The organism is Rathayibacter sp. AY2B5, from assembly GCF_002931645.1.
GTDB lineage: Bacteria > Actinomycetota > Actinomycetes > Actinomycetales > Microbacteriaceae > Rathayibacter.
On sequence record NZ_PSUE01000002.1, the window covers coordinates 98,618 to 124,456 of the forward strand.

Below are 25,839 nucleotides of genomic sequence, written 5' to 3' on the forward strand. Positions count from 1 at the left end.
GTCCACCAACGGAAGGCCGGCCGTACCCCCGATGTCGAACACGCACCCGAGAGACCGCTTCGACGAGGTCCCGGCGACGGAGGCGCGCGTCGGCGCCCACCGCCGGCCGCCGGCCCCTCACGCCCGCGCCGTCGCCCTCGCCTGGGCCGCGCTCGCCACCGGAGTCATCGTCCTGCTCGGCTTCATCGGGCTGCTGGTCATCGACGACCGGGTGCAGTTCACAGACGTGTTCACTCCGCCCACCGCGACCGCGGAGGCGACTCCGACCGCTGCCGCGACGCTCGATCCCGAGCTCGCCGTCGCCATCCTCAACGGCACCGCCACCGTCGGACTCGCCGCCAGCGCCGGCGACGCCCTGACGACGGCCGGCTGGAGCGTCCCGACCGTCGCGAACGCGAACACCGAGGACATCGCCGCCACGACCGTCTACTTCACCGACCCGGCGCTCGAGGGAGCGGCCCTCGGTCTCGTCGACTCGCTCGGAACGGGGACCGTCCTGCTCTCGCAGGACTTCGTCGAGACGGGCTCCGTCGTCGTGGTCCTGGGGGCCGATTACGCGTCCGAGCAGGGCTGATCGGGGCCCTCTGTTACGGGCACGTTTCCTCCGTGTTGAATCCCGGGCAACTCTTCCCCGCGAGGCCCTTTCCAGCCCCTCCCGGGGCCGACAGCCGGATTAGTATTCCTGACCAGGCACCAGCACATCGCTCGTGCCGCGGGCATCACAGCACTGGGGAGTACAGAGATGGCGAACGGAACCGTCAAGTGGTTCAACGCTGAGAAGGGCTACGGCTTCATCACGGTCGACGGCGGCGGACAGGACGTCTTCGTCCACTACTCCGCGATCGACATGTCGGGGTACAAGGTCCTCGAGGAGGGGCAGCAGGTCGCGTTCGAGGTCGGCACGGGGTCGAAGGGCCCCCAGGCCGAAGCGGTCCGCCCGGCCTGACCGCCGAGCCTCCCGGGAGCCGTCGTCCGCCTCGTGCGGGCGGCGGCTCCTTCGTGTCGGAGCGCGTGCCGGTCGCTTGCACTCGTCCACCGCGAGTGCCAGAATCGACCTTGGCACTCGCTCCGGTCGAGTGCCAGCACAGACATTTCACGACGTCCGGGAGGGACGAGAAACACACATGGCCAAGATCATTGCTTTTGACGAAGAAGCCCGCCGCGGCCTCGAGCGTGGACTCAACACTCTGGCCGACGCGGTCAAGGTGACCCTCGGCCCGCGCGGCCGCAACGTCGTCCTCGAGAAGAAGTGGGGCGCTCCCACCATCACGAACGACGGCGTCTCCATCGCCAAGGAGATCGAGCTCGACGAGCCGTACGAGAAGATCGGCGCCGAGCTCGTCAAGGAGGTCGCCAAGAAGACCGACGACGTCGCCGGCGACGGAACCACCACCGCGACCGTCCTCGCTCAGGCGCTCGTCCGCGAGGGCCTGCGCAACGTCGCGGCCGGCGCCGACCCGATCAGCCTCAAGAAGGGCATCGAGAAGGCCGTCAAGGCCGTCACCGCCGAGCTCATCGCCGGCGCGAAGGCGATCGAGACCAAGGAGGAGATCGCGGCGACCGCCTCCATCTCCGCCGCGGACCCCGAGATCGGCGCGATCATCGCCGAGGCGATCGACAAGGTCGGCAAGGAGGGCGTCGTCACCGTCGAGGAGTCGAACACCTTCGGCACCGAGCTCGAGCTCACCGAGGGCATGCGCTTCGACAAGGGCTACCTGTCGCAGTACTTCGTGACCGACCCCGACCGTCAGGAGGCGGTGTTCGAGGACCCCTACATCCTCATCGTCAACTCCAAGGTCTCGAACATCAAGGACCTGCTCCCGGTCGTCGACAAGGTGATCCAGGCGGGCAAGCAGCTGCTGATCATCGCCGAGGACGTCGACGGCGAGGCGCTGGCGACCCTGGTCGTCAACAAGATCCGCGGCATCTTCAAGTCGGTCGCCGTCAAGGCCCCCGGCTTCGGCGACCGTCGCAAGGCGCAGCTCCAGGACATCGCGATCCTCACCGGCGGCCAGGTCATCTCCGAGGAGGTCGGCCTCAAGCTCGAGAACGTCACCCTCGACCTGCTCGGCTCGGCCCGCAAGGTCGTCATCACCAAGGACGAGACCACGATCGTCGAGGGTGCCGGCGACGCCGAGGCCATCGCCGGCCGCGTCGCGCAGATCCGCGGCGAGATCGAGAACACCGACAGCGACTACGACCGCGAGAAGCTCCAGGAGCGCCTCGCGAAGCTCGCCGGCGGCGTCGCGGTCATCAAGGCCGGAGCGGCGACCGAGGTCGAGCTCAAGGAGCGCAAGCACCGCATCGAGGACGCCGTCCGCAACGCGAAGGCCGCCGTCGAGGAGGGCATCGTCGCCGGTGGTGGCGTCGCCCTCATCCAGGCCGGCAAGCTCGCCTTCGAGAAGCTCGAGCTCGTCGGAGACGAGGCGACCGGCGCGAACATCGTCAAGGTCGCCATCGACGCCCCGCTCAAGCAGATCGCCCTCAACGCGGGCATGGAGCCCGGCGTCGTCGCTGCGAAGGTCCGCGAGCTGCCCACCGGACACGGCCTCAACGCCGCGACCGGCGAGTACGTCGACCTCATCGCCGCGGGCATCATCGACCCGGTCAAGGTCACGCGCTCCGCTCTGCAGAACGCGGCGTCGATCGCCGGTCTCTTCCTCACCACGGAGGCCGTCGTCGCCGACAAGCCCGAGAAGAACCCGGTCGCCGCGGGCGGCGACCCCACCGGAGGCATGGACTTCTAGTCCGTCCCCCCACCACGCAGAAGGCGGTTCCCCTCCGGGGGAGCCGCCTTCGGCGTTTCCGGAGGCATCTGAGCGAGCAGCAGGCGACCGAACCGGCAGGTGGTTCTGAATCCGCTCCGCGACCACAACGGCGGTCCTCCTGCGGTGGCACCGCACTCCGCGCCGCCTCGGTCTCCTCAGCGGACACCGGCACCAGAAGCGCGTGGGGTGCGCCGGTGCGGGTCGCGACGTACGGGGTCGGGGCGGAGATGTCGTCGGCCGAACGGATGCGGACGGCGACTCTGCAAGAGCCGGCGACGCGGCATCCGTCGAGCGTCGGGTGTCATCTCCAGCGGTCCGGGCGGGCTCGCCGCCCGTTGGTCCCCAAGAGGAGAGAGTGAGCCGTGCGCGGCCGTGCGCGGCCGTGCGGGCCGGGTGGGCGAGGTCACGGTCGCTCGGGCGGATCGATCTGTGCCGCTCGCGGACGTCGACGGGAGAGCTCGGACCGAAGGGGCCCCCGAGGAAGGACGGACCGCGGTGCGGATCAGACCGAGGCGGGGGAGGTCTCGCCGTTCTGGCCGACCGTGAGCAGCGGCAGCGCGACGCGGAAGGTCGCGCCTCCGCCCGGCGTCTCGACGACGTCCACGCGGCCCTTGTGCGCGGCGACGATCGAGGACACGATCGCCAGTCCGAGGCCGCTGCCGCCGGTCTCGCGGGTCCGCGACGTGTCCGCGCGCCAGAAGCGCTGGAAGATCTTCTCGCGGATCTGCGGCGGGATGCCCTCGCCGTGGTCGATGACCTCCAGCAGGGCGAGGCGGCGGGAGCGGTCGACGGCGACGCCGATCTCGATCGGAGTGTCCTCGGGCGTGTAGCGGACGGCGTTGCCGATCAGGTTCGTCAGGACCTGGCGGATCTTGTTCTCCTCCGCCATCACCATCGCGGGCACGCCCGGCTCCTCGGGGGCGGTGGCGGTGCCGGCGGCGATCTCCTCGGCGTTGACCCGGCGCGGACGCCGGCGGAATCGGGCGAGCCTCGCTCCTGCCGCGGCGATCGGGCCGGTGAGCCCGGGGTTCGTCAGCTCCATGGTCTGAGTGGCGGAGGCGCCGGCCTCGTCGGGCTCGAGCGCGGGCGTCTCCACGGGGGTGTCGTCGCGGGTCTCGACGCCGAAGTCGCGGTCGGGCCAGGAGGCCATCGCGTCCATCGCGGCGTCGCGGGCGAGCGGCATCAGATCGACGGGCGCGAGTGCGAGAGGCTTCGTCTCGTCGAGGCGGGCGAGCTCGAGGAGGTCCTCGACCAGGCCGCCCATCCGGATCGCCTCCTTCTCGATGCGCTCCATCGCCTGGCCGACGGCCTCGGGCGTCTGCAGAGCGCCCATCCGGTACAGCTCGGCGTAGCCGCGGACGGAGACCAGCGGGGTGCGCAGCTCGTGGCTGGCGTCGCCGACGAAGCGGCGCATCTGGTCGATCGTGCGGGCGCGGTCGCGGAAGGCGGAGTCGATCCGCCCGAGCATCGCGTTCAGGGAGCGGTTGAGGCGTCCGACCTCGGTGTTGGGTGTCGTGCCGTCCAGGCGCTGGCTGAAGTCGCCGTCGGCGATGGCGGCGGCGGTCTGCTCGACCTCGCGCAGCGGGGCGAAGGTGGTGGTGACCAGCAGGCGGGTGAGGAGTGCGCCGATCACGACGATCGCGACTCCGAAGCCGAGGAAGATCGTGAGGTACGTCGTCATGATGACGTCGACGCTGCGGGTCGACACCGCGAGCAGGAGCGTCTGGTACTCGGTGCCCCTCGTGAACACCGTCGACATGACGTGGTACTCGACCTTGCCGTTGGAGCTCCAGATCTCCATCGGCTTGTCGCCGCCCTGCAGCGCCTGCTCGAGGGTGAAGGTCTGCGGGAAGGCGGGGTCGGCCGCGCCGGACGCGTTCGTGTTGTCGAGCGTGCCGTACTGGTCGTAGACGGCGCCGAAGTCGGCCTTGGACTCGTCGATCGCGGCGAGGTCGTTGACGGAGAGGTCGCTCGCCGTCCGCTGGACCTGGTCGGCCAGCTGCGCGTCGAGCTGGGCGACGAGCTGCGGCTTCAGCATCGTCATCGTCCCGATCCCGGAGACGAGGAGTCCCAGCGTGAGCAGGAGGACCGTGACCGCGGTGATCTTGGTGCGCAACGAAATCGAGTTCCACCGCTCGGCCAGACCCTGGTGCATGGCGGTGGAACTCCCTCGGGATCGGCGGGCGCCGCGCCTCCGGCGGGAGGTGGCGCCGAGGTGGCGGAGGCTAGGCCTTCGCGACCTTCAGCATGTATCCGAATCCTCGCTTGGTCTGGATGAGCGATTCCTCCGAATGCGTGTCGAGCTTACGTCGCAGGTACGAGATGTAGGACTCGACGATGCCCGCATCGCCGTTGAAGTCGTACTCCCAGACGTGGTCGAGGATCTGCGCCTTGCTGAGCACCCGGTTCGGGTTGAGCATCAGGTAGCGGAGCAGCTTGAACTCGGTGGGGCTGAGCTCCACCGGCTCGTCGCCGACGAGGACCTCGTGCGTGTCCTGGTCCATCGTCAGCTCGCCGGCCCGGATGACCGCGTCCTCCTCGGCGTGCATGGTGCGGCGGAGGATCGCCTTGATGCGCGCGACGATCTCGTCGAGGCTGAACGGCTTCGTGACGTAGTCGTCACCGCCGACGGTGAGGCCCGTGATCTTGTCCTCGGTGTCGTCCTTCGCCGTGAGGAAGAGGATGGGGGAGGTGTACCCGGCCGAGCGGAGGCGCTTGGTCACGCCGAACCCGTTCATGTCGGGGAGCATCACGTCGAGGATGATCAGGTCCGGCTCCTCCTCGAGGACTGCCGAGATGGCCTGGGCCCCGTTGCCGACCGCACGCACGGCGAAGCCGGCGAAGCGGAGGCTCGTGGTGAGCAGGTCTCTGATGTTGGGCTCGTCGTCGACGATGAGAATGCGGGGTCCGTCCATGCAGGACAGTATCTGGCCGTCGGCTGTACGAAGTCTGGGAGTCGGTTGTCCGGGCGCTCGGTGCAGGCTCGGCGGCGGGGAACGCCGGATCGGAGGCGGTGCGGCAGGAGGAGAGCGCGTCCGATCAGGGCTGCGCGCGGCGGCGCCGGACACCCACGATGAGCATCGCGATCATCATGAGGAACGCGATGGGCAGGCCCACCAGCGGCACAGCGAAGACGAACTGCCAGAACGGGCCGGCGTACTCGCGGATCCCGAGCGCGGGGGCGACCAGGATCGCGAGGAACGCGAGGACCGTCACGACGATGATCGCGATGAACATGTAGGCGAGCGTGCGCTCCGCGCGTCCGACGCCCGCCGGCTCCTGTGGCTTCACCCGTCAAGGATAGGGCGGCCCCGGTCGACTAAACTGATGGCTGCTTCATTTCCAGGAGGGGTCTGCATGCCTACCGGCAAGGTCAAGTTCTACGACGAGGAGAAGGGCTTCGGCTTCATCAGCACTGATGACGGCCAGGAGGTCTTCCTGCACGCTTCCGCGCTGCCCTCCGGGACCGCGGTCAAGGCCGGCACCCGACTCGAGTTCGGCATCGCCGACGGCAAGCGCGGGGCGCAGGCGCTCTCGGCGCGCGTCCTCGACGCCCCGCCGAGCCTGGTGAAGCTCAACCGGAAGTCCGCGGACGACATGTCCGTGATCGTGGAGGACACGGTCAAGCTGCTCGACGGCATCGGCGCGGGGCTCAAGCGCGGCCGCTACCCCGACAAGGCGCACGGGCGCACGATCGCGGCGCTCCTGCGCCGGGTTGCGGACGAGCTGGATGCCTGACGCCGACGGCACGACCGACGAGCAGGGCCCGGTCGAGGAGACCGTCGCCGCTCCGACCACGGAGGACGCTCGCGTGGAGCAGTCCTCGGGAGAGGGAGACTCCGGCGCCGAGCCTGACGCGACTCCCGCCGATTCTGACTCCTCCGCCGAGGACGCGAGCGGAGCCGACGAGGAGATCGCCGCTGACGAGGCGGCTCCTGTCGACGAGGCTCCCTCCGGCGAGGGTGAGAGCGACGCCGCCCCTCCGGTGACCGAGGCTCCTGGCGAGGACTCCGCCTCTGCGGAGAAGACTCCTCCGGCCGACGATGTCGCCGCTGAGGCGGGGGCTCCCGGCGCGGACACGGCTTCTGCTGCAGTGCCGGCTCCTGCTGAGGACGCGGCCACTGCTGACGATGCGGTTCCTGCTGACGACGCGGGAACATCTGAGGACTCGGCTCCTGCTCAGGACATGGCTCCTGCTGACGACTTGACTCCTGCTGAGGATGCGACTTCTGCTGAGGATTCCGCCCTCGTCATGGACGAACCTTCCGACGCCGATGGCGCACCGGCGGCGGACGCGACGTCAGCCGACGACGACGCTTCCCCGGGGGAGGCGGACCAGACCGCCGCGGACGAGGCTCCCGAGCCCGTCTACGAGGCGGACGCCGTGCTTGCCGGGTCTCTCGATGTCGCGCGCGCCGCGCTCGCCGAGATCGCCCCCGAGGGGACGATCGGCGAGCTGGTCACGACTCTGGCGCAGGGCGAGCACGTCGTGTCGCTGCAGTTCGCGAACCTCATGCGCGGGTACCCGGGTTGGCTGTGGACGGCGACGCTCTCCCGGATCGACGAGAACGAGGACGTGAACGTCCTGGAGGTCGAGCTGCTGCCGGGTGAGGGCGCGGTCCTCGCTCCGGACTGGGTGCCGTGGTCCGTGCGTCTGGCCGACTACCAGACCGCGCAGGACGCGCTCGGCGAGGAGGTCGAGGACGCGGACGACGACGAGCTCGAGGACGCCGAGGAAGACGACCTCGACGACGAGTCGGACGACGACTCCGACGAGGACGAGGACGAGGACTCGGACGAGGACGAGGACTCGGGCGACGACTCGGATGACGACGAAGACTCGGACGACGAGGACTCGGACGAGGACGACTCCGACGACGACGACGACCCGGACGACGACTCGGACGACGAGGACTCCGACGACGTCGAGCCCGAACCCGCTCCCGCCCCGACCACCCGTCGCCGTCGCCGTCGCCGTCGCCGCTGATCCGGTCCGGCGCCGCCCGATGAGCATCGACTCCGACACCCGCATCGCCTATCCCGACGGCGCCGTGCGCTCCTCCGGGCGCGTGCAGCACGTGGGCCGGCTGCAGGACGGCCGTTGGGCGGTCGTCCTCGATGCGACCTCCGCTCACCCCGTCGACCCGACCTGGCCCGACCAGGGGCCCGACCGCGGTGCGCTGGTCGTGGCGGGGGAGCGGCTTCCCCTCATCGACTGCCTCATCGGGGCGTGGCAGGGCGGCGAGCTGCACGTCGGCGAGCGGCTCCCGGCGCGGCTCGGTACTCCGGAGTGGAGCTTCGTCGTCGTCCACATCGTCGACGACGCCTCCTCACTCCACGTGGACGACGAGGTCGGCGTCGAGGTCGAGCAGGAGCACCGGCACGAGCTCTCCCGCGGGCACACCGCCTGCCACCTCGCCTCCCTCGCCCTCAACGCCGCTCTGGCCTCGTTCTGGTCGAAGCCGGCGCGCACCGACGCTCTCGGGAACCCGGACTTCGACCAGGCCGCGATCCAGACCTCGCGGATCCGCGAGTCCGGCTCCACCGACGTCTACCGCCTCGGCAAGTCCCTCCGACGCAGCGGGATGGACACCGCCCGCCTGCTGGCGGAGATCCTCGAGGTGCAGGAGCGGGTGAACGCCCTTCTCGCCGAGTGGATCGCCTCGGACGCGGAGGTGCGCATCGAGCGCGACGACGACCTCCTCAGCACGCGGCGGACATGGCGCTGCACCCTCCCCGCGGGGGACGCCGCGATCGCGTGCGGCGGCACCCACGTCGAGCGCCTCGGCGAGTTCGCCGGCCTGCGCGTCCGTCTCGAGCCCGAGGCCGACGGCACCGGGCTCCGGATGGAGACCGACGCGGTCTAGCGGCGGTTGCGGCTGTAGAACAGCCCGATCGTGCCGAGGACCAGTCCGATCACGACGGTCGACAGGACGACCGGCTCGACGACGGCTCCGACGGCCGCAGCCACGAGCACGGCCACGAGGGCGACGGCCCAGACGGCGCACCCGACCAGCAGAGCCGTCGCGTCGTCGCTCGCGTAGGGCGGCGGCGCGGGCCGCCGCTCCTCCTCGCGCAGCCACAGCCGCATGGCGTGCATCAGACCGCCAGGCGCTCGAGGACGTGGTCGATGCAGCCGAGCAGCGAGCGGACGTCGTCCGGCTCGATCGCGACGAACGTCGCCACGCGCAGCTGGTTGCGGCCGAGCTTGCGGTACGGCTCCGTGTCGACGATCCCGTTCGCGCGGAGGATCTTCGCGACGAGAGCGGCATCGACGGAGGCGTCGAAGTCGACGGTCGCGACGACCTGGGAGCGGTGCTCGGGCACCTCGACGAACGGGGTGGCGAGGCTCGAGGCCTCGGCCCAGTCGTAGATCGTGGAGGAGGACTCGGCCGTGCGCGCCGACGCCCAGGCCAGGCCGCCCGAGGCGTTCATCCACTCGAGCTGCGACTCCATCAGCAGGAGGGTCGAGAGCGCCGGAGTGTTCAGCGTCTGGTTCAGGCGCGAGTTGTCGACGGCGTTCTTGAGGCTCAGGAACTCGGGGATGTAGCGGCCGCTCGCCGCGATGCGCTCGATCCGCTCGATCGCGGCGGGGGAGAAGAGGCCGAACCAGAGTCCGCCGTCGGAGGCGAAGTTCTTCTGCGGGGCGAAGTAGTAGACGTCGGCCTCGGCGATGTCGACGTCGATGCCGCCCGCCGCGCTGGTGGCATCGATGACGGTGAGCGCGCCCTCGTCGCCGCGGACCCGGCGGACGGAGGCCATCACTCCGGTGCTCGTCTCGTTGTGGGGCCACGCGTACACGTCGATCCCCTCGACGACCTCGACCTCGCTCCGGGACCCCGCGGGGGCGGAGACGACGTGGGCCGGCTCGAGGAACGGCGCGGAGGCGGCGGCCGCGAACTTCTGGCCGAACTCGCCGAACGTGAGGTTCTCGGCGCGGCGCTCGATGAGGGAGAAGGCCGCGGCGTCCCAGAAGGCGGTCGAGCCGCCGTTGCCCAGCAGGACCTCGTAGCCCTCGGGGATGCGGAACAGCGTGGCGAGGTGCTCCCGCACGCGCCCGACGAGGTCCTTGACGGGCGCCTGGCGGTGCGAGGTCCCGAGGAGGTGCGCGCCCTGCGTCGCGAGGTGGGCGAGCTGGTCGTGCCGCACCTTGGACGGGCCGCAGCCGAACCGTCCGTCGTGGGGGAGCAGCTCGCGAGGAATGGTGAGGTCCGGCATGCGTTAATACTAGGGTCCCCGGCCCGCACCCCCTCCTCCGAGCGACGGAGGCCTGCGTCGCGCCGCAGCGCCGATGCTGCGTCGTGGCGACCACTAGGGTGGAGCGCGCCGAGACGGGAAGGCTGAGATGACGGATCTGATCGACACCACCGAGATGTACCTGCGCACCATCCTCGAGCTCGAGGAGGAGAACATCATCCCGCTGCGCGCGCGCATCTCGGAGCGGCTCAGCCACTCCGGGCCGACCGTGTCGCAGACCGTCGGTCGCATGGAGCGCGACGGCCTCGTCGTCGTCTCGGGCGACCGCCACCTCGAGCTCACCTCCGACGGCCGCCGCAAGGCGATCCACGTCATGCGCAAGCACCGCCTCGCCGAGCGGCTCCTCCACGACGTCATCAAGCTCGACTGGGAGTTCGTGCACGAGGAGGCCTGCCGCTGGGAGCACGTGATGAGCGAGCAGGTCGAGCGCCGCCTCCTCGAGATGCTCGACCACCCGACCGAGTCGCCCTACGGCAACCCGATCCCGGGCCTGGACGAGCTCGGCGACACCCCCGCCTCCCGCTTCGCCGACGGCGTCATCAGCCTGCCGCGCTTCGTCGCCGGGTCGAGCGAGCCCCGCCGCGGCGTCGTCCGACGCCTCGGCGAGCCGGCGCAGGTCGATCCGGAGCTCCTCCTCCAACTCAAGCAGGCCGGGGTCGTCCCCGGTGCCGAGGGCGAGTTCTCGGCCCTCAACGGCTACGTGCTCGCTCGCATCGACGGAGCCGAGGCGGGCATCGAGCTGCCCAACGAGGTCGCGGCGCACATCTTCCTCGTCGTCTGACCCGCGCCTCCCTGGGAGCGGCCCGTACGGGCCCTTACCGCATCCGGTGACCGGAGGCGAACGGGAGAGCGGTCTCTTCCCGCCGAGAAGGTGACAAATCGGTAACGGTCGCTTACGCTCTGTGGAGCCCTGCGGCCGAGCCTCGGTCCCAGGGCGCGGGATCCGACGCCCCCACACCCGTCTCGGATCCTGTGCACACCGATGCTTCGTGCATGAGACGGGACAGCTGCCTGGGCTGAGGGGACGTCGGAGGATCTCCCCCTTGCCCCAGAACCCCCTCACCCCGAACGAGGACGCCGGCTCACCCGACCGGTTCCGCTCCAACCACCCCGACCGCTCCGGCGACGCGACCTTCGAGAACCGGCCCCCGGTCATCCGCGCCCGGATCCACGGGGACGCACCCGTCTCCCGTCGCGCCGTTCCCGCAGCTCCTGCCCGCCGCGCGGACATCACCGACTTCGTGCCGTCGCCGGCCGGGACCCCGCGCAAGCGCAGGGGCCGTGTCGTCGGCAAGGTCGCGATGGTCGGCTTCGCCGGCGCGCTGGTCGCGACGATGGCGCTCCCCGCCTACGCCTTCACTCCGGGCAGCCAGGACGACGGCCTGTTCGCGGCATCGCGAGCCGACCTCCTCCGCCAGGGCTCCGCGCAGACCGTCGCCGTCGACGGCGGAGTGGTGCAGGCCGCGATCGCCCGAGACGGCTTCTCGGCCGAGGCGGCGCCCCCGCCGCCCGCACCGGAGCCCGAGCCCGTCGTGGTCGCCGAGCCCGTTGTCGACACGAGCGACGTCGCCGAGGCGCGCGCCGAGACCGCCGAGGAGTTCAACTCCTACTCCGGCGCCTCGGCCAGCGAGATCGCGGCCGCCGCCCCGACCACCAGCTACAGCCTCTCGGCGGTGTTCGACACGGCGATGCAGTACCAGGGCGTGCCCTACGTCTTCGGTGGAGCCGACCCGAGCGGCTTCGACTGCTCCGGCTTCGTGATGTACGTCTTCGCCCAGTACGGCATCTCGATGCCCCACTCGGCCGCGGGCCAGGGCGCCATGGGCACCCCCGTCTCGCTCGCCGACGCCCAGCCCGGCGACCTCGTCATCATGGACGGCCACGACGGCTTCTACGCGGGCAACGGCAACATCCTGCACGCGCCGTACGAGGGCGCGAGCGTCCGCGTGCAGCCGCTGTGGACCTCCGACTACCGGATCGTGCGCATCAACGGCTGATCCGGTCGATCCGCTCGAGAGCCCGTCCCCTCCTGGAGGGGGCGGGCTCTCGTCGTCCCGCCGTGTGAACGCCGAGTGACGAATCCGGACCGACCCCTGGTGTTCCGGGCGTGAAGGGTTAACCTGAACCCCAGTCCGCTCGCGTGGCGAGCGGATCGATTCGTCGAGGGACGGAGTGCCGGGATGGCCGAGCGGAGCGGGCGCCACAGCGTGGGGCTGCGCTCGCGCGTGCGGCCGGCCGATTCGATGCGCGCGCGGGTCCTCACCGCGGCGGTGCACTCCTCCGACACGCGGATACGACTCCACGTCATCGCGCGTCACTCCGCCGCGGCCTCGCAGGGCGCCGTCGTCACGACGGCGCCCTTGCTCGTGGTCGCGGCGCCTTCGCGCGACGGCGTGCGACAGCACGGAGGTCACTGATGCGCACTCTGGTTCTCAACGCCGGCTACGAGCCGCTCGCGGTGGTGTCGTTCAAGCGGGCCCTGGTCCTGCTGATGACGGAGAAGGCGACCGTGATCGCCGCGGACGAGGGCAATCCGGTGCACAGCGCGCACGGCGACCACGTGCGGCCCTCGGTGATCGTGCTGACCCGGTACGTGCGCATCCCGAGCGGCCGGAGTGTGCCGGTATCGCGCCGGGGCGTGCTCCGCCGGGACAACCACCGCTGCGGATACTGCGGTCAGCACGCGGCGACGATCGACCACATCCAGCCCAAGTCGCGCGGGGGCCGGGACACGTGGGAGAACCTCGTCGCCTGCTGCCAGCGCTGCAACAACGTCAAGAGCGACCGCACCCCGCACGAGATGGGATGGCGTCTGCGCACCGTCCCCCGGATGCCGCGCGCCGGCTCCTGGCTCGTGCGCGGCGCGGAGCGGACGCAGCCCGACTGGGACGACTACCTGGCTCCCGCCGCCTGACGGGCCGCGGTCGCGCCGCTGGCGGCGTTGTCGTCGGGCGCGATACCGCCGGTATCGCTTCCTCCTCCGCCTTGCCAGCGACACGACCGCGACCCGTCAGTGGAGGGCGTGGTGCGCGACCCGGCGCTATTCGTTGTCGTTGCCGGTGCTCTGGCTGGCGTTGCCGGAGCGCTCGCCGGCCCAGGTCCAGTTCGCGACCTCGGGGATGTCCTCGCCGTGCTCGCGGGTGTAGGCGCGGGCGCGGATGCGGGCGTCCTGCATCTCCTGGCGGAGACCGGCGGCGCGGGCGCCGAGGCCGGGGGTCCGGTCGATGACGTCGATCACCAGCGAGTAGCGGTCGAGGTCGTTGAGCATCACCATGTTGAACGGAGTGGTGGTGGTGCCGTTCTCCTTGTACCCGCGCACGTGCAGGTTGCCGTGGCCGGTCCGCTTGTAGGTCAGGCGGTGGATGAGCCACGGATAGCCGTGGTACGCGAACACGATCGGGCGGTCGGGAGTGAAGATGGCGTCGAACTCGCGGTCGGAGAGGCCGTGCGGGTGCTCCGACTCCGACATCAGGCGCATCAGATCGACCACGTTGACCGTGCGGATCGCGAGGTCCGGCAGCTTCTCGCGGAGGATGCTCACCGCCGCGAGGGTCTCGAGGGTCGGCACGTCGCCCGCGCAGGCGAGCACGACGTCCGGGGACTCGCCCTGCCGCTCGCTGCTCGCCCACTCCAGGATGCCGAGTCCGCGCGTGCAGTGGGCGACCGCCTCCGCCATCGTGAGCCACTGGGGCGAGGGCTGCTTCCCGGCGACGACCACGTTGACGTAGTCGACGCTCCGGAGGCAGTGGTCGTAGGTCGAGAGGAGCGTGTTCGCGTCGAAGGGCAGGTAGACGCGCACGACCTCGGGCTTCTTGTTGACGACGTGGTCGATGAAGCCCGGGTCCTGGTGGCTGAAGCCGTTGTGGTCCTGGCGCCAGACGTGGCTCGAGAGCAGGTAGTTGAGGCTCGCGATCGGGCGGCGCCACTCGATGTCGCGGGTGCCGTCCAGCCACTTCGCGTGCTGGTTGAACATCGAGTCGATGATGTGGATGAACGCCTCATAGCAGGTGAAGAGCCCGTGGCGGCCGGTGAGCAGGTAGCCCTCCAGCCAGCCCTGGCACTGGTGCTCCGAGAGCACCTCCATGACCCGCCCGGCGCGAGCCAGGTGGTCGTCGAGGGGGCTGAGCTCGGCGTCCCACTGCTTGTCGGTGGCGGCGTAGACGGACTGCAGCCGGTTGCTCGCGACCTCGTCCGGCCCGAAGAGGCGGAAGTTGGTCGGGTTGGCGCGGATGACGTCGGCGAGCCATTCGCCGAGCACCTTCGTCGCCTCCGCGACGGTGCCACCCGGCTGCTCCACGACGACCTCGTAGCGGCGGAAGTCGGGCAGGTCGAGGGTCTGCCGCAGCAGCCCGCCGTTCGCGTGCGGGGTCGCGCTCATCCGCAGCTCGCCCTCGGGGGCCAGCGAGCGGACGCGGTCGACCACGCCGCCCTCCTCGGTGAAGAGCTCCTCGGGCCGGTAGGAGCGGAGCCAGTCCTCGAGGAGCCGGGTGTGCGCCTCGGTGTCGCGGGCGTTGGGCAGCGGGACCTGGTGCGAGCGGTAGGTGCCCTCCACCTGGACGCCGTCGATCTCGGTCGGGCAGGTCCAGCCCTTCGGGGTCTTCAGCACGATCATCGGCCAGGCCGGGCGTGAGAGGTCGCCGGCTGCGGCGCGCTCCTTGATCGCCGCGATGCGGTCGAGCACCGTGTCCAGGACGTCGGCGAACCGCTCGTGCACGCGCATCGGGTCCTCGCCGTCGAAGCCGCCCTCGACGAGGAACGGCTCGTGGCCGTACCCGCGGAGGAGGCTGTCGAGCTCCTCCTGCGGGATGCGGGCGAGGACGGTCGGGTTCGCGATCTTCCAGCCGTTGAGGTGCAGGATCGGCAGGACGACGCCGTCGGTGAGCGGGTTCACGAACTTGTTGGAGTGCCAGCTGGTGGCGAGCGGGCCGGTTTCAGCCTCGCCGTCGCCGACGACCGCCGCGACCAGGAGGTCCGGGTTGTCGAAGGCCGCTCCGTACGCGTGGTTCAGCGCGTACCCGAGCTCTCCGCCCTCGTGGATGCTGCCCGGAGTCTCGGGGGCGGCGTGGCTGGGGATGCCCCCGGGGAAGCTGAACTGGCGGAAGAGGCGGCGCAGCCCCTCCTCCGACTCGTCGATGTGGGAGTAGATCTCGCTGTAGGTGCCGTCGAGGTAGGCGTTGGCGACCATGCCCGGTCCGCCGTGGCCGGGACCGGTGATGTAGAGGGTCGGCTGGCGGCGCTCGCGGATCGCGCGGTTCAGGTGCGCGTAGATCAGGTTGAGGCCGGGGGTGGTGCCCCAGTGGCCGAGCAGGCGGGGCTTGATGTCCTCGCGGCTCAACGGGGTCTTCAGGAGCGGGTTCGCGAGCAGGTAGATCTGCCCGACCGCGAGGTAGTTCGCGGCGCGCCACCAGGCGTCGACCGTGTCGAGAGTGTCCTGGGTCAGCTCGGCGTCGGCGGGTCGCGCGATCCAGCTGTGCTCGGGGACGGGCAGGAGAGACGGAGCGGGGGAGTCGGCCATGTGCCCACGCTGGCATCCGGACGCCCGGGGCGGAAGGGCCTTGCAGGCCCGGCTCCGGAGGGGGTCAGCCGCGCGGCGTCGCCCGGCGGAGGACCAGCGAGCCGACCGCCGTCAGGAGCGCGGCGGGGACGAGGAGCAGAGCGGCGGCTCCGGCGGTGCCCGCGCTCTCGAGGACGTCCGCCACGACCGGCCGGCCCCCGGCGAGAGCGACGACGACGACCACCGCGAGTGCCACCGCTCCGAGGGCGAGGAGGAAGGCCGTCACTCCGCGCTCACGCCAGCGGAGGAAGACCGCTCCCGCTGCTCCGCCGAGGGCGAAGGCGGCGAGGAGCGAGCAGAGCAGGACGACGAAGCGCTCGAGCCACGGGCCGTCGAGGGGAGAGGCGAGGAAGAGCGCGCCGCCCAGCCACCAGCCCCCGGTCGCCTCCTCGATCGCCCCGAGGACCACGACGATCGCCGACCAGAGCACGGACAGTGCCGCGAAGGCGAGGGCGCTGCCGAGGACGTGGTCGCGCCGGGTCGCTCCGTAGCTCAGGGCCAGCCCGAAGGTGGCCGTCGTGGCCTGGATGGAGCCGATGAAGAGGAAGACGACGATCAGCATCCCCGGCCCCACGAGGAGGATGCCGGAGTCGCCGCCGCCCCGCTCGGCCCCGATCCCGCGGAGGACGAGCCACCAGATCACGAGGTTGCCGGCGAGGACGGCGAGCAGGACGAGCAGCGGCCAGCCGAGGACCGTCCCGGGGTGGGCGAGGTGGAGCCTCAGAACGGAGAGGATCCTCCGCGAGGAGGCGGAGCGGCGGGCGGGGGCGGTCATGGTCGGTCCTCTCGGATCGGGGGCGGTGGTGTCAGCTGCTGCGCGGGGTGGCGCGGCGGAGGATCGCCCAGCCCGCGACTCCGGCGATCGCGGTCGGGATGAGCGAGAGGGCGTAGCCGCCCGCGTATCCGACGCTGCCGAAGAAGGAGCCGACGGCGGGCCAGTTCTCGGTGAGCGTGAGGAGGGTGATCACGGCCAGCAGGAGGGCGCCGAGGATCCCGAAGAAGAGCAGCATCCCGCGCTGGCGCCAGCGTACGTAGACCGCCGCCGTCGCCGCTCCGATGAAGAAGAAGAAGAGCAGGGCGCAGAGCACCGCGACAGCCTGCTCGCCCACGGAGTCCCCGCCGAAGTAGATCGAGCGGAAGAAGCTGCCGCCGAAGCCCCAGCCGTCGGTCGCCCGCTCCACGATCCCGAGGACCACGAAGACGCCGGTGTAGAAGACCGAGAGGGCGACGAAGGTGAGGGCCGTGCCGAGGGAGAAGTCGCGGCGGGTGGCGCCGTAGCCGAGGGCGAGGCCGAAGGTGACGTTCACCGACTGGACGGCCACGACCATCATGTAGACGAAGAGGAAGAAGGACGCGCCGGAGTAGGTCATCCCCTCCTGCGCCTCGAGGCGCTCGCCGGAGTCGAGCCCGCGGAGGATCAGCCACCAGACGACCAGGTTGCCCGCCAGGATGACGGCCGTGATGATCAGCGGCGTGTAGAGGATGGTGGCGGGGTTCGCGAAGTGCAGGCGGACGATGCTGCCGAGGCGGCCGGCGGCGGTGTCGTGGCGCGCGGGGGCGCCGGTGAGGGCGGTCATTCCGAGGCCTTCCCGGTGGTGAGCTGGACGACGAGCTGCTGGAGAGGGACGGACTCGAGCTCGAGCCCGTGGCGGGCGGCGGAGGCGCGGCCGGCGTCGTCGAGGCGGGGGAGCGTGGCCGAGGCACGGCTGCCGAGAGCGGAGCGGGCGATGACCTCGCGTCCGGCGGTGAACGACTCGACGGCCTGCCGGGATCCGATGACCGTTGCCGCAGCACCCCGCAGCTCCTCCGCGTCGCTGTCCACGACGAGGCGGCCCTGATCGATGACGAGGACGTGCTCGAGCAGGCTGCTGACCTCGTCGATGAGGTGGGTGGAGAGGACGACCGTGCGCGGGTGCTCGGCGAAGTCCTGGAGGAGGCGGTCGTAGAACAGCTGCCGGGCGACGGCGTCCAGCCCCAGGTACGGCTCGTCGAAGAACGTGAGCGGGGCGCGGGAGGCGAGACCGACGATCACTCCGATCGCCGAGAGCTGTCCGCGGGAGAGCTTCTTGATCTTGCGGTCGACCGGGAGGCGGAAGTCCTCGACGAGCTCGCGGGCGAACGCCTCGTCCCAGCCGTCGAAGAACCAGGGAGCGCTGCGCAGGACGTGCTTCACCTTGAAGTCGTCGGGGTACTTCTGGCTCTCCTTGATGAAGCAGGTGCGGGAGAGGACGGCGGCGTTCTCCACAGGTGACTGCCCGAAGACGCGGATCTCGCCCGAGCTGGCGAACTCCTGGCCGGTGAGCAGCGACATCAGCGTCGTCTTGCCCGCGCCGTTGCGGCCGAGGAGGCCGTGGATGCGGTTCTCCTCCAGCGCGAAGCCGATGCCGTCGACGGCGCGCATGCGTCCGTAGTGCTTGGTGAGGTCGTGGACCTCGATGACCGCGCTCATCGCGATCCCCCTTCTAAGATCATGTCGGAGAGCTGCTCGGTGCTGAGGCCGAGCTTGGCGGCCTCGGCGAGCAGCGGAGCGACGAACTGGTCGCGGAACTGCGTGCGGCGCTTCTCGACCAGTCGGTCGCGCGCCCCCTCGGCGACGAACATGCCGATCCCCCTCTTCTTGTAGAGCACCCCGTCGTCGACGAGCAGGTTCACGCCCTTGCCGGCGGTGGCCGGATTGATGCGGTGGAACGCGGCGAACTCGTTGGTCGACGGGACCTGCGACTCCTCCGGCAGCGCGCCGTCGATGATGTCGTTCTCGATCTGCTCGGCGATCTGCAGGAAGAGCGGGCGGGAGTCGTCCACGCGGGCTCCTTCAGTGCTGGGTTGGATGGTTAATTGGTGTTGTAACTAACCATGAAGGCGGGAGGCCTTCGTGTCAAGAGGGGTGTGCCGCGCAGTCGCCGCGACGAGGGCCGTGGCGTGCTTCGCTGGCGTTGTGGTGGGGCCCTGTCGTCGCTTCGCGGGGGGCGGGGCACGGCGGGTACACTGGCTCGGCCAGCCTCTGTAGCTCAATGGAAGAGCGACTCCGTCCTAAGGAGCAGGTTGGGGGTTCGAGTCCCTCCAGGGGCACCACCACTAAAAGTCCTCTGACCAGCCTTTTCGTCTCGGCATCAGGGGGCCCTAACTCAGGTTTGTGCCGAACGGTGTGCCTAAGCGCCCGCCATGATGGCTGCGAGCCGATCAACGGCGTCTCTCTGCATCGTCTCGGTGCCGTGCGAGTAGACGGACATCGTGATCGAGATGTCGCTGTGGCCCAGGCGTTCCTGCACGACCTTGGGGTGGATGCCGGCGCCGAGGAGCAGCGTCGCGTGGGTGTGGCGCAGTCCGTGAAGCCCCATCACCGGAATCGCGTCTTCGCCCAGGCGCCGATGGGCTGCGGCGACCCGCACTGACCAGCGCATCGTTGCGCGGTTCGGGTTGATCACCTCGCCCGAGTCGCCGCCGAAGATGAACGCATCCCCACGGGCGAAGTCGAGCGAGATCGACCCGCGCAGGCTCTTCCAAGCACGAAGGGCATCGAGAACCAGGACTACGCCCAGCGCATGCTCGCTCAGGCCCTGCGCAACAACGACAAGAGCCTCGCATCGGCCATCTTCCGCACCGGCCTCGAGAAGAACTGGAACAGCGTTCGCGCTCAGTTCCTCGAAGAGCATCCGATCGCAGGCACCACCGTCACCGAGCTCGCGCAGCTTCAGCGCTTCCTCAACGAGGAAGGACTCAGACGGGCCATGGCCTACGGACTCTTCGGCTGAACACACGAGACAAGCCCACGAACGGCGCTCAACCCCACCACCGAGTTGAGCGCCGTTCGTGCGTGACGAGGAGGACCATGACCAGACCGGACCAGCCGAAGCGCAGCACCGCAACGCGCGACAAGATGCGCGAACGGATAGCGAAGACGCGAGCCGCATGTCACCTGTGTGGGCACGACATCAACTACGAGTTGCCGCACACTGATTCGCAATCCTTCGTCGTGGACCATCGTGTGCCCTTGTCCGCCGGAGGAGCAGACAGGCCCGAGAACGGAGCAGCAGCTCACAGAGAGTGCAACGCCAAGAAGGGCGCGCGACCCCACGACCCGAGCGTCCGACGGTCGCATTCCCTTGGCTGACGGGTGGGCGGGTACCCCCCTAGCGGCGATGCCAAAGACCTCGGGGCTCAGGCGATATCTATCCCCGGCATTTTTCCACGTCCTCGCAACACTTAGGAGATGTCTATGTCCCGCGGTCCTGGGGCTGTGCAGGCCTCATTGCTCGCGGCGCTAAAGGAGCTTCCCGCTGGTACAGCGATCTACGTCGTGCCCGTGGGGGCGGGTCGCGTGGAGTCTGCGTCCTACCGACGAGCCGCCAGGCTACTCGAGCGCGCAGGTTCGCTAAATCTAAGCATTCGGTATGACGGTCGACGGAGAAAGCTCATCGCGTGCCTTCGCCACGAATAGCGATCACGTAGCCGGGGACGGTCTACCTCGGCGGGTGCCACGAGAAGTGAGCGTGCTGCCACAACGCGCTAACGGCGTCGGGATACTCGCGGCCGTGCACCAGAAACACGCCATCGCGTTCGTAGAAGGCCCCTCGAGGACCCCAGTCCAGCTTGGGAGCCTGCTTGTACTCAACGAGCCAAGTGATTAGACCATCATCGTCGCGTTCGCCGTAGGGCTTCGCTCGGAATGCCATGCCGTTGTAGGTCGTCTCTGCCATCTACCAACCATACGAAATCACACGACATCAAAGGATTCAGAAATGGACAGAACAGTCAAGGTCACGGCCATCCTTCAGGCGCAACAGTACATCGCTGGTCTTGAGCAGATGCGACGCAAGACGCGAGAGACCGCGGCTGACGGCAAGGCGTCGCTCGAGGATCAGCGCGCCGCGTACCAGGAGCTCGGGGGAGCGGCGACAGCGTTCGGGGCGGTCTCCGCAGCATCGGTGGCGCTCAGCATCGCGAAGTTCGCGGACTTCGATGCAGCGATGTCGCAGGTGCAGGCGTCTACTCGTGAGAGCACCAGCAACATGGCGCTGCTGCGCGACGCGGCACTCGATGCGGGTGCGAATACGGCGTTCTCGGCGACCGAAGCTGCGAACGCGATTGATGAGCTCGCTAAGGCGGGCCTGTCGACGGAGCAGATCCTGTCGGGCGGCCTGACGGGTGCGCTCAGCCTCGCTGCGGCAGGGCAGCTCAGCGTCGCTCGTGCTGCTGAGATTTCGGCCATTTCGCTGTCACAGTTCGGCCTCAAGGGCTCCGATGCTGCGCATGTTGCTGACGTGCTCGCAGCGGGCGCAGGAAAGGCTCTCGGCTCGGTCGATGACCTCGCGAACGGGCTCAAGTTCGTAGGACCGGTGGCCGCGTCGATGGGGATCTCGATCGAGGAGACCACCGGCACGCTCGCCCTGTTCGCGCAGGCAGGCATCTTGGGGGAGCAGGCGGGTACTTCTCTCCGGAGCGTCCTTTCGGCTCTCACATCGCCGTCTGCGGCTGCCAGCAAGGAGATCGAGCGTCTCGGCATCACGCTGTTCGACGCGAACGGCAAGTTCGTCGGCATGGAGGCCACCGCGGGCGAGCTCTCGGAGGCCTACCGCGGAATGGACGACGCTTCCCGGCAGGCGAGCCTTGGAACCATCTTCGGCGCGGAGTCGATCACCGCTGCCACGCTGCTCTACCAGGGCGGCGCCGAGGGGGTGGCGGAGTGGACCTCCGCCGTCGATGACAGCGGCTTCGCGGCTGAGCAAGCCCGCATTGCTCTGGACAACCTGAAAGGCGATGTCGACGCGCTCGGCGGCGCTCTCGAGACCGGACTCATCAAGAGTGGGTCGACGGCCAACGATGTGCTGCGAAGCCTGGTGCAGACCGGCACGGGCCTGACGAACATGTACAACGACCTGCCCGCCTCGGTGCAGGGGACGGTCTTCACCCTTGGTGCCGTCGCCGCTGCCACGAGCCTCGCTGGCGGTGCCGCTCTCCTGGCGGTGCCGAAGTACGCGGCGATGAAGGTGGCGATGGCTGATGCGAACCTGAGCGCCGGGAAGCTGGCACGCGGAGTCGCAGTCGCAGGAGGAGCGATCACTGCTGCGTCGCTGGCGCTGTCGGGCATCGGGCAGTACTACGCCGACGTGTCCGCCAACGCCGAGGCACTGACGGGCACGCTCGATCAGCAGACGGGAGCATTCACCGATAGCACCCGTGCGATGGTCGTCAACATCCTTCAGCAGAAGGGCGCCTACGGTGACGCAGCTCGGGCGGCAGGGATCTCGCAGCGGGAACTCACCGACGCGATTCTTGAGGGCGGCGACGCTCTCGAGACCGTGCAGAAGAAGCTGTCCGCGGAGAACACTTTCTTCAGCTTCTTCGACGGCACGGGCATCGCAGCAGGCAACGCCTCCGCCGCAATCGGCGAGGTCGAGAAGTCACTCGACAAGTCCCTCGAGGGCTACCGAAACGCGAAGGAAGCGAACGAGGGGCTCACCGAGGCTTCCGAAGGGAGCGCTGAGTCGGCGGGGGCGGCGGCCGAGGCCTACATCACAGAGGCTGACTCGGTCGACCAGCTCGTCAGCCGTATGACTGAGCTGCTCGACGCCGTGAACGCCGCAAACGGCGTGAACCAGGACGCGGTCTCGCAGAACATTGCCTACCAGCAGTCTCTGTCCGACGTCGATGCGCAGATCGAGAAGGCGCGCGCCGGCGTGGAGGGCTACTCACTCGGGCTCGACACGAACACCCAGACCGGCCGCGACAACACCAGCATGCTGCTCGAGCTCGCGAAGAACGGACAGGCAGCAGCGAAGGCTCAGTTCGACGCGACCGGCAGCACCGAGGGATATCGGGCCGCTCTCGAGGCCAGCCGCCAGGCTGTCTACGACCGCGCGCTTGCTCTCACCGGGAACGCAGACGCCGCGCAAGCCCTCGCGGACAACATCGCGGCAATCCCATCCGAGACCGACTGGAAGGTGACCGCGCAGACGGCGGCAGCTCAGGCCCAGCTTGAGACGTTCATCGACCGCAACTCCGGCCGAACGATTACCGTCAACACGGTGCTGAAGGAGCGAGTCGCAGGCTTCAATTCGGCGGGCGGCATCACCTCCGCGAACGGAACCTAGTCGCTTACGCGAACGGCGGCTTCGCTCCGGGGATCTACGCCGGCCGTCCTGGCGCGATCCACAAGTTCGCCGAGCCGGAGACGCGCTGGGAGGCGTACATCTCCGGAAAGCCCGGGCAGGAGGCACGCAACCTCGCGATCTGGGAAGAAGCGGGGGAGCGTCTCGGGGCGTTTTCCGCCCCGCTCTATGCCCGCCTAGCCGCGTCCGGGACGGCGTTCGCGGATGGAGGCATGACTAATTACGAGCGGGCGAAGGTGTACCAGGAGCAGCAGAGGTTCGACCCGCGCGCCTACTCGCCGATGTCGACGTACGACTCAACAACCACGGTCGACAACAGCAAGACGGTGGCGCCGACTGTCTCGCTCGGGTCGGGCAACACGTTCTACGGTTACGACCCCACGGAGATTGCCAAGGAGCAGCGGCGCCAAATGCAGCGTGCGCTGGTGCTGTCTGGCCCGTTCTGAGGGGTGGGGCGGGTGCTCCCTCGCGTGCCCGCCCCGGACCTCCGGGTACTGCCCGTTTTCACACACGGAGCATCCGGCACGAAGGTCGCGCCGGGAACTGGGCCCTCTGGGACGCCCCGATGCTGAAGCGAGACGACGGATCTGCCTCCAGCGAAGGTGCATTGATCAATGGTCCGAGCAAACGCCTGCTAGGCTCGCGCGATGGACCTGGGGACGTTCTGCGAGACGCACGAGTTGCAACCGTTTACGAAGCCGGGCCCGAAGCAGAAGGACCACCCAGATGCGTACGTCCAACTCACTGAAGCCGACGGACTGATGCTCATGCCCTGCATCGAAAACATGGTACTCACGGCTGCCGATCCCAATAGCAATCCACCCTTCGTTGCAAACCCGGAGACCGCGTATCTGTGGCTCATAAGGGACGACGACCTGGCTGTCGTGGCTGAGCACGCTCCGCTAAGAGAACTCACAAAGGCTAAGCACACGAACTTAAGCGGCGGGGAAAAAGCTCGATGCGGCGGGGAGGCCCGGCTAGTGGACGACGACAATATCACCCTACACGTCAACGGTGGCTCGGGTAGGTACTCCGCGCGGAGTCAGCAGGAGTTAGACGACGCGGTTACTGTATTCGAGCAATATCACACTCCTGTTCAAAGTGCCGGATGGGATGAAGACACCGACGCGCCAGCAAGATGGTTCAGGGGGTGAGGGTGCGATGATGCTAGTCAGAGGACTGGATTCGATTGTCATCGACTCTCGTCCAGCAGCACGCGGCAGGCGGATGACCGATCAAGAAGCGCGAGGGCTATTCGGCGAGGAAATCTTGCGTGAGGTCGAAGCGGAAGGCATGGCCTATGTTTCGACCTCGGGGTCTGTTGCAGGGAACGCGTTGCGCGATAGGCGCCTTGCTCTTGGTCTCGAACTGGATTTAGTAGCAAGACGGTCGAAGGTGAGTGTTGCAGTCCTCACCGACATCGAAGCCTCTCGCCACCGTTCGATCCGCGATTACGAGCACGTAGCTCAAGTACTTGGTATGCCTACGTCAAGCCTTTACGACGGCGAACTTTCAGCGTCGGAATCCAAGCTCGGCACGCGCTTACGTACGTTGACGCTTGCCGAGGGAAGCCTGGGTCAGGGAAGCGTAGCTTCGCTGGCCGAGATCGCGTGGATCGTCGGCACCCAAGACAGGCTAGAGAAAGCCATGGAGAAGGGTCCAGACAGTTTCCGCGAGCCCGTCCCTGTTTCGTACCCAGCTTTCGAGCATGGGTTGGAACTGGCGAGGAAGTTCCGTCGAGATTTTGGACTGGGCGATGCGCCAATTGAGTCAATGCGAGCCCTGGCAGAGGATATTCTCGGAATCACCGTTATTCACGCCACCCTACAGCCCGACATAGCTGGTGCCACGCTTGATGTCGGCGGGCGCCGAGTAATTGTCTTGAATGAGAGTGGGCCGAACGGAAAAGTTGCTGTCAGGCGCGCCACCACTGCCCACGAGTTGTGTCACCTTCTTTACGATCCGGAAGTGGATCTAGAAACTCTCCGGGTCGACAAATTGGACAACCGGGATTACATCAAAGAAAACGATGACGTCGAGAAGCGTGCAAATGCCTTCGCCGCGGAACTTTTAGCACCGCGATCCGTACTCGTTTCTTCTCGAGACCTGGACTCGTTCGAGGATCTCACAAATCACTTTGGTGTCAGCGTCACGCTAATGCAATACCAGGCGTGGAACACGTTCTCGCGCAACGGTTCACCTTTTGCACAACGCTTTGAGCCGCTTCGCGAGCAGGATTGGGAGGGTGGTGAAAAGTACACCGCCAGCTATTCCCCAATAGTAGAGCTGTTGGACCGTCCTATGCGCGCGGGTCGTTTTGCTGCGGTTATCGTGCGCGCCGTTGAGCTTGGGCTTATATCGGAGGATTCGGCAGCAGAATGCCTTAAGGCGTCGTCGGCTTCAATCAACCAAGCGGTCGAACGAAGAGAGTACGCAGACCTGTACGATGACCTGTGGACGGTCTAGCCGCTTAGATTGCGACTAGGTTTAGCTGGCGTACCTTCCAACTTGCGCGGATGACGTAGGTGTCAGTGGTCTCGGCGACCATCGGCGAATGGGAACCCGCTTCGACCCGACCACCCCGCCCGCCCTCGAGCCGTGACCGTCTACGAGCAGGCCTACCGCGATCACGGCGACGAGGCGCCCTGGCTGCTGGCGTGGCGGGGCGGCGAGGAGATGATCAACCCCGTGACCCAGCGGCACGTTTACGGGAACGACCAGCGTGGGCGGGGTGCCTGGCGGCGATGGATCGCTCCGTCCCATACGATCACGGGCACGGCAACAGGGTGGGGGTGGGCCCCGTACGTTTCCGGCGGCGTTGGTGCGGTAACGGGCCTATACGGCACGTGGCGAGCTCACCGCAACAGCCGTGAGGCGCAAATCCTCCGGGGCAAGTAGCGGTTCGAGCCGCAGACGTCAGACAGAAGCTCCTACCTGCTGCGGAACCTCATGCTCCGCAGCGTGACTGCAGTAAGGGTCTCCGCCCCTAGGGGCTACACCGTCCTTGAAAACATCGGAGATCGAGTCGTGAGCCCCGGTGAGGCCGTGCAGATCGACGTCCTCATCTTCCCCCAGTCGGCCCCTGGTCCTTTGGTTGTCGAATGGACCGAGCGAGTTCTAGGTAGAACAAGACGTCGAGTCTGGCGCGATC

General features: G+C 68.5%; 26 protein-coding genes and 1 tRNA gene. 15 read left to right on the forward strand and 12 right to left on the reverse strand.

Features of this window, described 5'->3' with window-relative positions; translation table 11 throughout:
- Nucleotides 1–31: 31 nt before the first annotated feature.
- From C5C30_RS02065 to groL, 3 genes are all read left to right on the forward strand, one after another.
- Complete coding sequence (locus C5C30_RS02065) at nucleotides 32–574, forward strand: LytR C-terminal domain-containing protein (protein WP_104266885.1); 543 nt, start codon at nucleotides 32–34, stop codon at nucleotides 572–574.
- 168 nt (nucleotides 575–742) lie between these two features.
- The gene (locus C5C30_RS02070) at nucleotides 743–946 is read left to right on the forward strand and encodes a cold-shock protein (RefSeq protein ID WP_104309427.1); all 204 of its coding nucleotides are present in this window, start codon (nucleotides 743–745) and stop codon (nucleotides 944–946) included.
- Nucleotides 947–1,124: 178 nt separating this feature from the next.
- Complete coding sequence (gene groL / locus C5C30_RS02075; protein WP_104224600.1) at nucleotides 1,125–2,747, forward strand: chaperonin GroEL; 1,623 nt, start codon at nucleotides 1,125–1,127, stop codon at nucleotides 2,745–2,747.
- A 523-nt stretch (nucleotides 2,748–3,270) separates the two neighbouring features.
- On the opposite strand, the gene C5C30_RS02080 is transcribed toward groL, so the two are convergent.
- From C5C30_RS02080 to C5C30_RS02090, 3 genes are all read right to left on the reverse strand, one after another.
- The gene (locus tag C5C30_RS02080; protein ID WP_104224601.1) at nucleotides 3,271–4,923 is read right to left on the reverse strand and encodes a HAMP domain-containing sensor histidine kinase; all 1,653 of its coding nucleotides are present in this window, start codon (nucleotides 4,921–4,923) and stop codon (nucleotides 3,271–3,273) included.
- 70 nt (nucleotides 4,924–4,993) lie between these two features.
- Nucleotides 4,994–5,683, reverse strand: a complete 690-nt coding sequence (locus C5C30_RS02085) for a response regulator transcription factor (protein WP_055787731.1) — start codon at nucleotides 5,681–5,683, stop codon at nucleotides 4,994–4,996.
- Nucleotides 5,684–5,807: 124 nt separating this feature from the next.
- Nucleotides 5,808–6,059 carry a hypothetical protein gene (locus C5C30_RS02090; protein ID WP_258061220.1) on the reverse strand — a complete coding sequence of 84 codons (252 nt, stop codon included), beginning with the start codon at nucleotides 6,057–6,059 and terminating at the stop codon, nucleotides 5,808–5,810.
- Between the two features lie 66 nt (nucleotides 6,060–6,125).
- Here C5C30_RS02090 and C5C30_RS02095 point away from each other — a divergent pair, with 66 nt between their 5' ends.
- The 3 genes from C5C30_RS02095 to C5C30_RS02105 are packed head-to-tail and all read left to right on the forward strand — an operon-like array spanning nucleotide 6,126 to nucleotide 8,635.
- Nucleotides 6,126–6,506, forward strand: coding sequence for a cold-shock protein (locus C5C30_RS02095; RefSeq protein ID WP_104224602.1), 381 nt, complete (start codon nucleotides 6,126–6,128; stop codon nucleotides 6,504–6,506).
- Nucleotides 6,499–7,755 (forward strand): DUF3027 domain-containing protein, encoded by a 1,257-nt coding sequence (locus C5C30_RS17865; RefSeq protein ID WP_219827773.1) that lies wholly within the window; start codon nucleotides 6,499–6,501, stop codon nucleotides 7,753–7,755. The genes C5C30_RS02095 and C5C30_RS17865 overlap by 8 nt, the downstream gene beginning before the upstream one ends.
- Before the next feature lie 19 nt (nucleotides 7,756–7,774).
- Nucleotides 7,775–8,635 (forward strand): metal-dependent hydrolase, encoded by an 861-nt coding sequence (locus tag C5C30_RS02105; protein ID WP_104333074.1) that lies wholly within the window; start codon nucleotides 7,775–7,777, stop codon nucleotides 8,633–8,635.
- Here C5C30_RS02105 and C5C30_RS02110 read toward each other — a convergent pair.
- Nucleotides 8,632–8,859 (reverse strand): DUF2530 domain-containing protein, encoded by a 228-nt coding sequence (locus tag C5C30_RS02110; protein WP_146081464.1) that lies wholly within the window; start codon nucleotides 8,857–8,859, stop codon nucleotides 8,632–8,634. The two genes, C5C30_RS02105 and C5C30_RS02110, sit on opposite strands and share 4 nt — an antisense overlap.
- Nucleotides 8,860–8,867: 8 nt before the next feature.
- Nucleotides 8,868–9,986 (reverse strand): phosphoserine transaminase, encoded by a 1,119-nt coding sequence (gene serC / locus C5C30_RS02115; RefSeq protein WP_104247683.1) that lies wholly within the window; start codon nucleotides 9,984–9,986, stop codon nucleotides 8,868–8,870.
- Nucleotides 9,987–10,113: 127 nt separating this feature from the next.
- Here serC and C5C30_RS02120 point away from each other — a divergent pair, with 127 nt between their 5' ends.
- The 3 genes from C5C30_RS02120 to C5C30_RS02135 all read left to right on the forward strand — a co-directional run bounded on the left by C5C30_RS02120 (nucleotide 10,114) and on the right by C5C30_RS02135 (nucleotide 12,939).
- Entirely contained in the window at nucleotides 10,114–10,806 is a 693-nt protein-coding gene (locus tag C5C30_RS02120; RefSeq protein ID WP_104224606.1) for a metal-dependent transcriptional regulator, read from the forward strand.
- 262 nt (nucleotides 10,807–11,068) lie between these two features.
- Nucleotides 11,069–12,022, forward strand: a complete 954-nt coding sequence (locus C5C30_RS17870) for a C40 family peptidase (protein ID WP_258060437.1) — start codon at nucleotides 11,069–11,071, stop codon at nucleotides 12,020–12,022.
- Nucleotides 12,023–12,441: 419 nt separating this feature from the next.
- Nucleotides 12,442–12,939 (forward strand): HNH endonuclease, encoded by a 498-nt coding sequence (locus C5C30_RS02135; protein ID WP_104224608.1) that lies wholly within the window; start codon nucleotides 12,442–12,444, stop codon nucleotides 12,937–12,939.
- Nucleotides 12,940–13,065: 126 nt separating this feature from the next.
- Here the strand turns inward: C5C30_RS02135 and C5C30_RS02140 are convergent, their stop codons facing one another.
- From C5C30_RS02140 to C5C30_RS02160, 5 genes are all read right to left on the reverse strand, one after another.
- Nucleotides 13,066–15,540 (reverse strand): phosphoketolase, encoded by a 2,475-nt coding sequence (locus C5C30_RS02140; RefSeq protein WP_104333076.1) that lies wholly within the window; start codon nucleotides 15,538–15,540, stop codon nucleotides 13,066–13,068.
- Nucleotides 15,541–15,604: 64 nt separating this feature from the next.
- Nucleotides 15,605–16,354 carry a hypothetical protein gene (locus tag C5C30_RS02145; RefSeq protein WP_104333077.1) on the reverse strand — a complete coding sequence of 250 codons (750 nt, stop codon included), beginning with the start codon at nucleotides 16,352–16,354 and terminating at the stop codon, nucleotides 15,605–15,607.
- 31 nt (nucleotides 16,355–16,385) lie between these two features.
- On the reverse strand, nucleotides 16,386–17,156 hold the full coding sequence (locus C5C30_RS02150) for an ABC transporter permease (protein ID WP_104233881.1): 771 nt from the start codon (nucleotides 17,154–17,156) through the stop codon (nucleotides 16,386–16,388).
- Nucleotides 17,153–18,028, reverse strand: a complete 876-nt coding sequence (locus C5C30_RS02155; RefSeq protein WP_104333078.1) for an ABC transporter ATP-binding protein — start codon at nucleotides 18,026–18,028, stop codon at nucleotides 17,153–17,155. The genes C5C30_RS02150 and C5C30_RS02155 overlap by 4 nt, the downstream gene beginning before the upstream one ends.
- On the reverse strand, nucleotides 18,025–18,381 hold the full coding sequence (locus C5C30_RS02160; protein WP_104333079.1) for a GntR family transcriptional regulator: 357 nt from the start codon (nucleotides 18,379–18,381) through the stop codon (nucleotides 18,025–18,027). Before C5C30_RS02160 ends, C5C30_RS02155 begins: the two co-directional genes overlap by 4 nt.
- A 195-nt stretch (nucleotides 18,382–18,576) precedes the next feature.
- Here C5C30_RS02160 and C5C30_RS02165 point away from each other — a divergent pair.
- Nucleotides 18,577–18,651 (forward strand) — tRNA-Arg (locus tag C5C30_RS02165).
- Between the two features lie 77 nt (nucleotides 18,652–18,728).
- Here the strand turns inward: C5C30_RS02165 and C5C30_RS02170 are convergent.
- Nucleotides 18,729–19,337, reverse strand: coding sequence for a site-specific integrase (locus C5C30_RS02170; RefSeq protein ID WP_219827774.1), 609 nt, complete (start codon nucleotides 19,335–19,337; stop codon nucleotides 18,729–18,731).
- 119 nt (nucleotides 19,338–19,456) lie between these two features.
- Here C5C30_RS02170 and C5C30_RS18200 point away from each other — a divergent pair, with 119 nt between their 5' ends.
- On the forward strand, nucleotides 19,457–19,690 hold the full coding sequence (locus C5C30_RS18200; RefSeq protein WP_374955297.1) for an HNH endonuclease: 234 nt from the start codon (nucleotides 19,457–19,459) through the stop codon (nucleotides 19,688–19,690).
- A 349-nt stretch (nucleotides 19,691–20,039) separates the two neighbouring features.
- On the opposite strand, the gene C5C30_RS02180 is transcribed toward C5C30_RS18200, so the two are convergent.
- Complete coding sequence (locus C5C30_RS02180; protein ID WP_104333081.1) at nucleotides 20,040–20,276, reverse strand: hypothetical protein; 237 nt, start codon at nucleotides 20,274–20,276, stop codon at nucleotides 20,040–20,042.
- 42 nt (nucleotides 20,277–20,318) lie between these two features.
- On the opposite strand from C5C30_RS02180, the gene C5C30_RS02185 reads away from it, so the two are divergent.
- The 4 genes from C5C30_RS02185 (at nucleotide 20,319) to C5C30_RS02195 (ending at nucleotide 25,154) form a co-directional block, all read left to right on the forward strand.
- Nucleotides 20,319–22,670, forward strand: coding sequence for a phage tail tape measure protein (locus C5C30_RS02185; protein WP_104333082.1), 2,352 nt, complete (start codon nucleotides 20,319–20,321; stop codon nucleotides 22,668–22,670).
- Between the two features lie 230 nt (nucleotides 22,671–22,900).
- Entirely contained in the window at nucleotides 22,901–23,134 is a 234-nt protein-coding gene (locus tag C5C30_RS02190) for a hypothetical protein (RefSeq protein ID WP_104333083.1), read from the forward strand.
- Nucleotides 23,135–23,335: 201 nt separating this feature from the next.
- Nucleotides 23,336–23,842 carry a hypothetical protein gene (locus tag C5C30_RS17290; protein ID WP_146081465.1) on the forward strand — a complete coding sequence of 169 codons (507 nt, stop codon included), beginning with the start codon at nucleotides 23,336–23,338 and terminating at the stop codon, nucleotides 23,840–23,842.
- On the forward strand, nucleotides 23,802–25,154 hold the full coding sequence (locus tag C5C30_RS02195; protein WP_104333084.1) for an ImmA/IrrE family metallo-endopeptidase: 1,353 nt from the start codon (nucleotides 23,802–23,804) through the stop codon (nucleotides 25,152–25,154). Before C5C30_RS17290 ends, C5C30_RS02195 begins: the two co-directional genes overlap by 41 nt.
- Nucleotides 25,155–25,839: the final 685 nt, after the last annotated feature.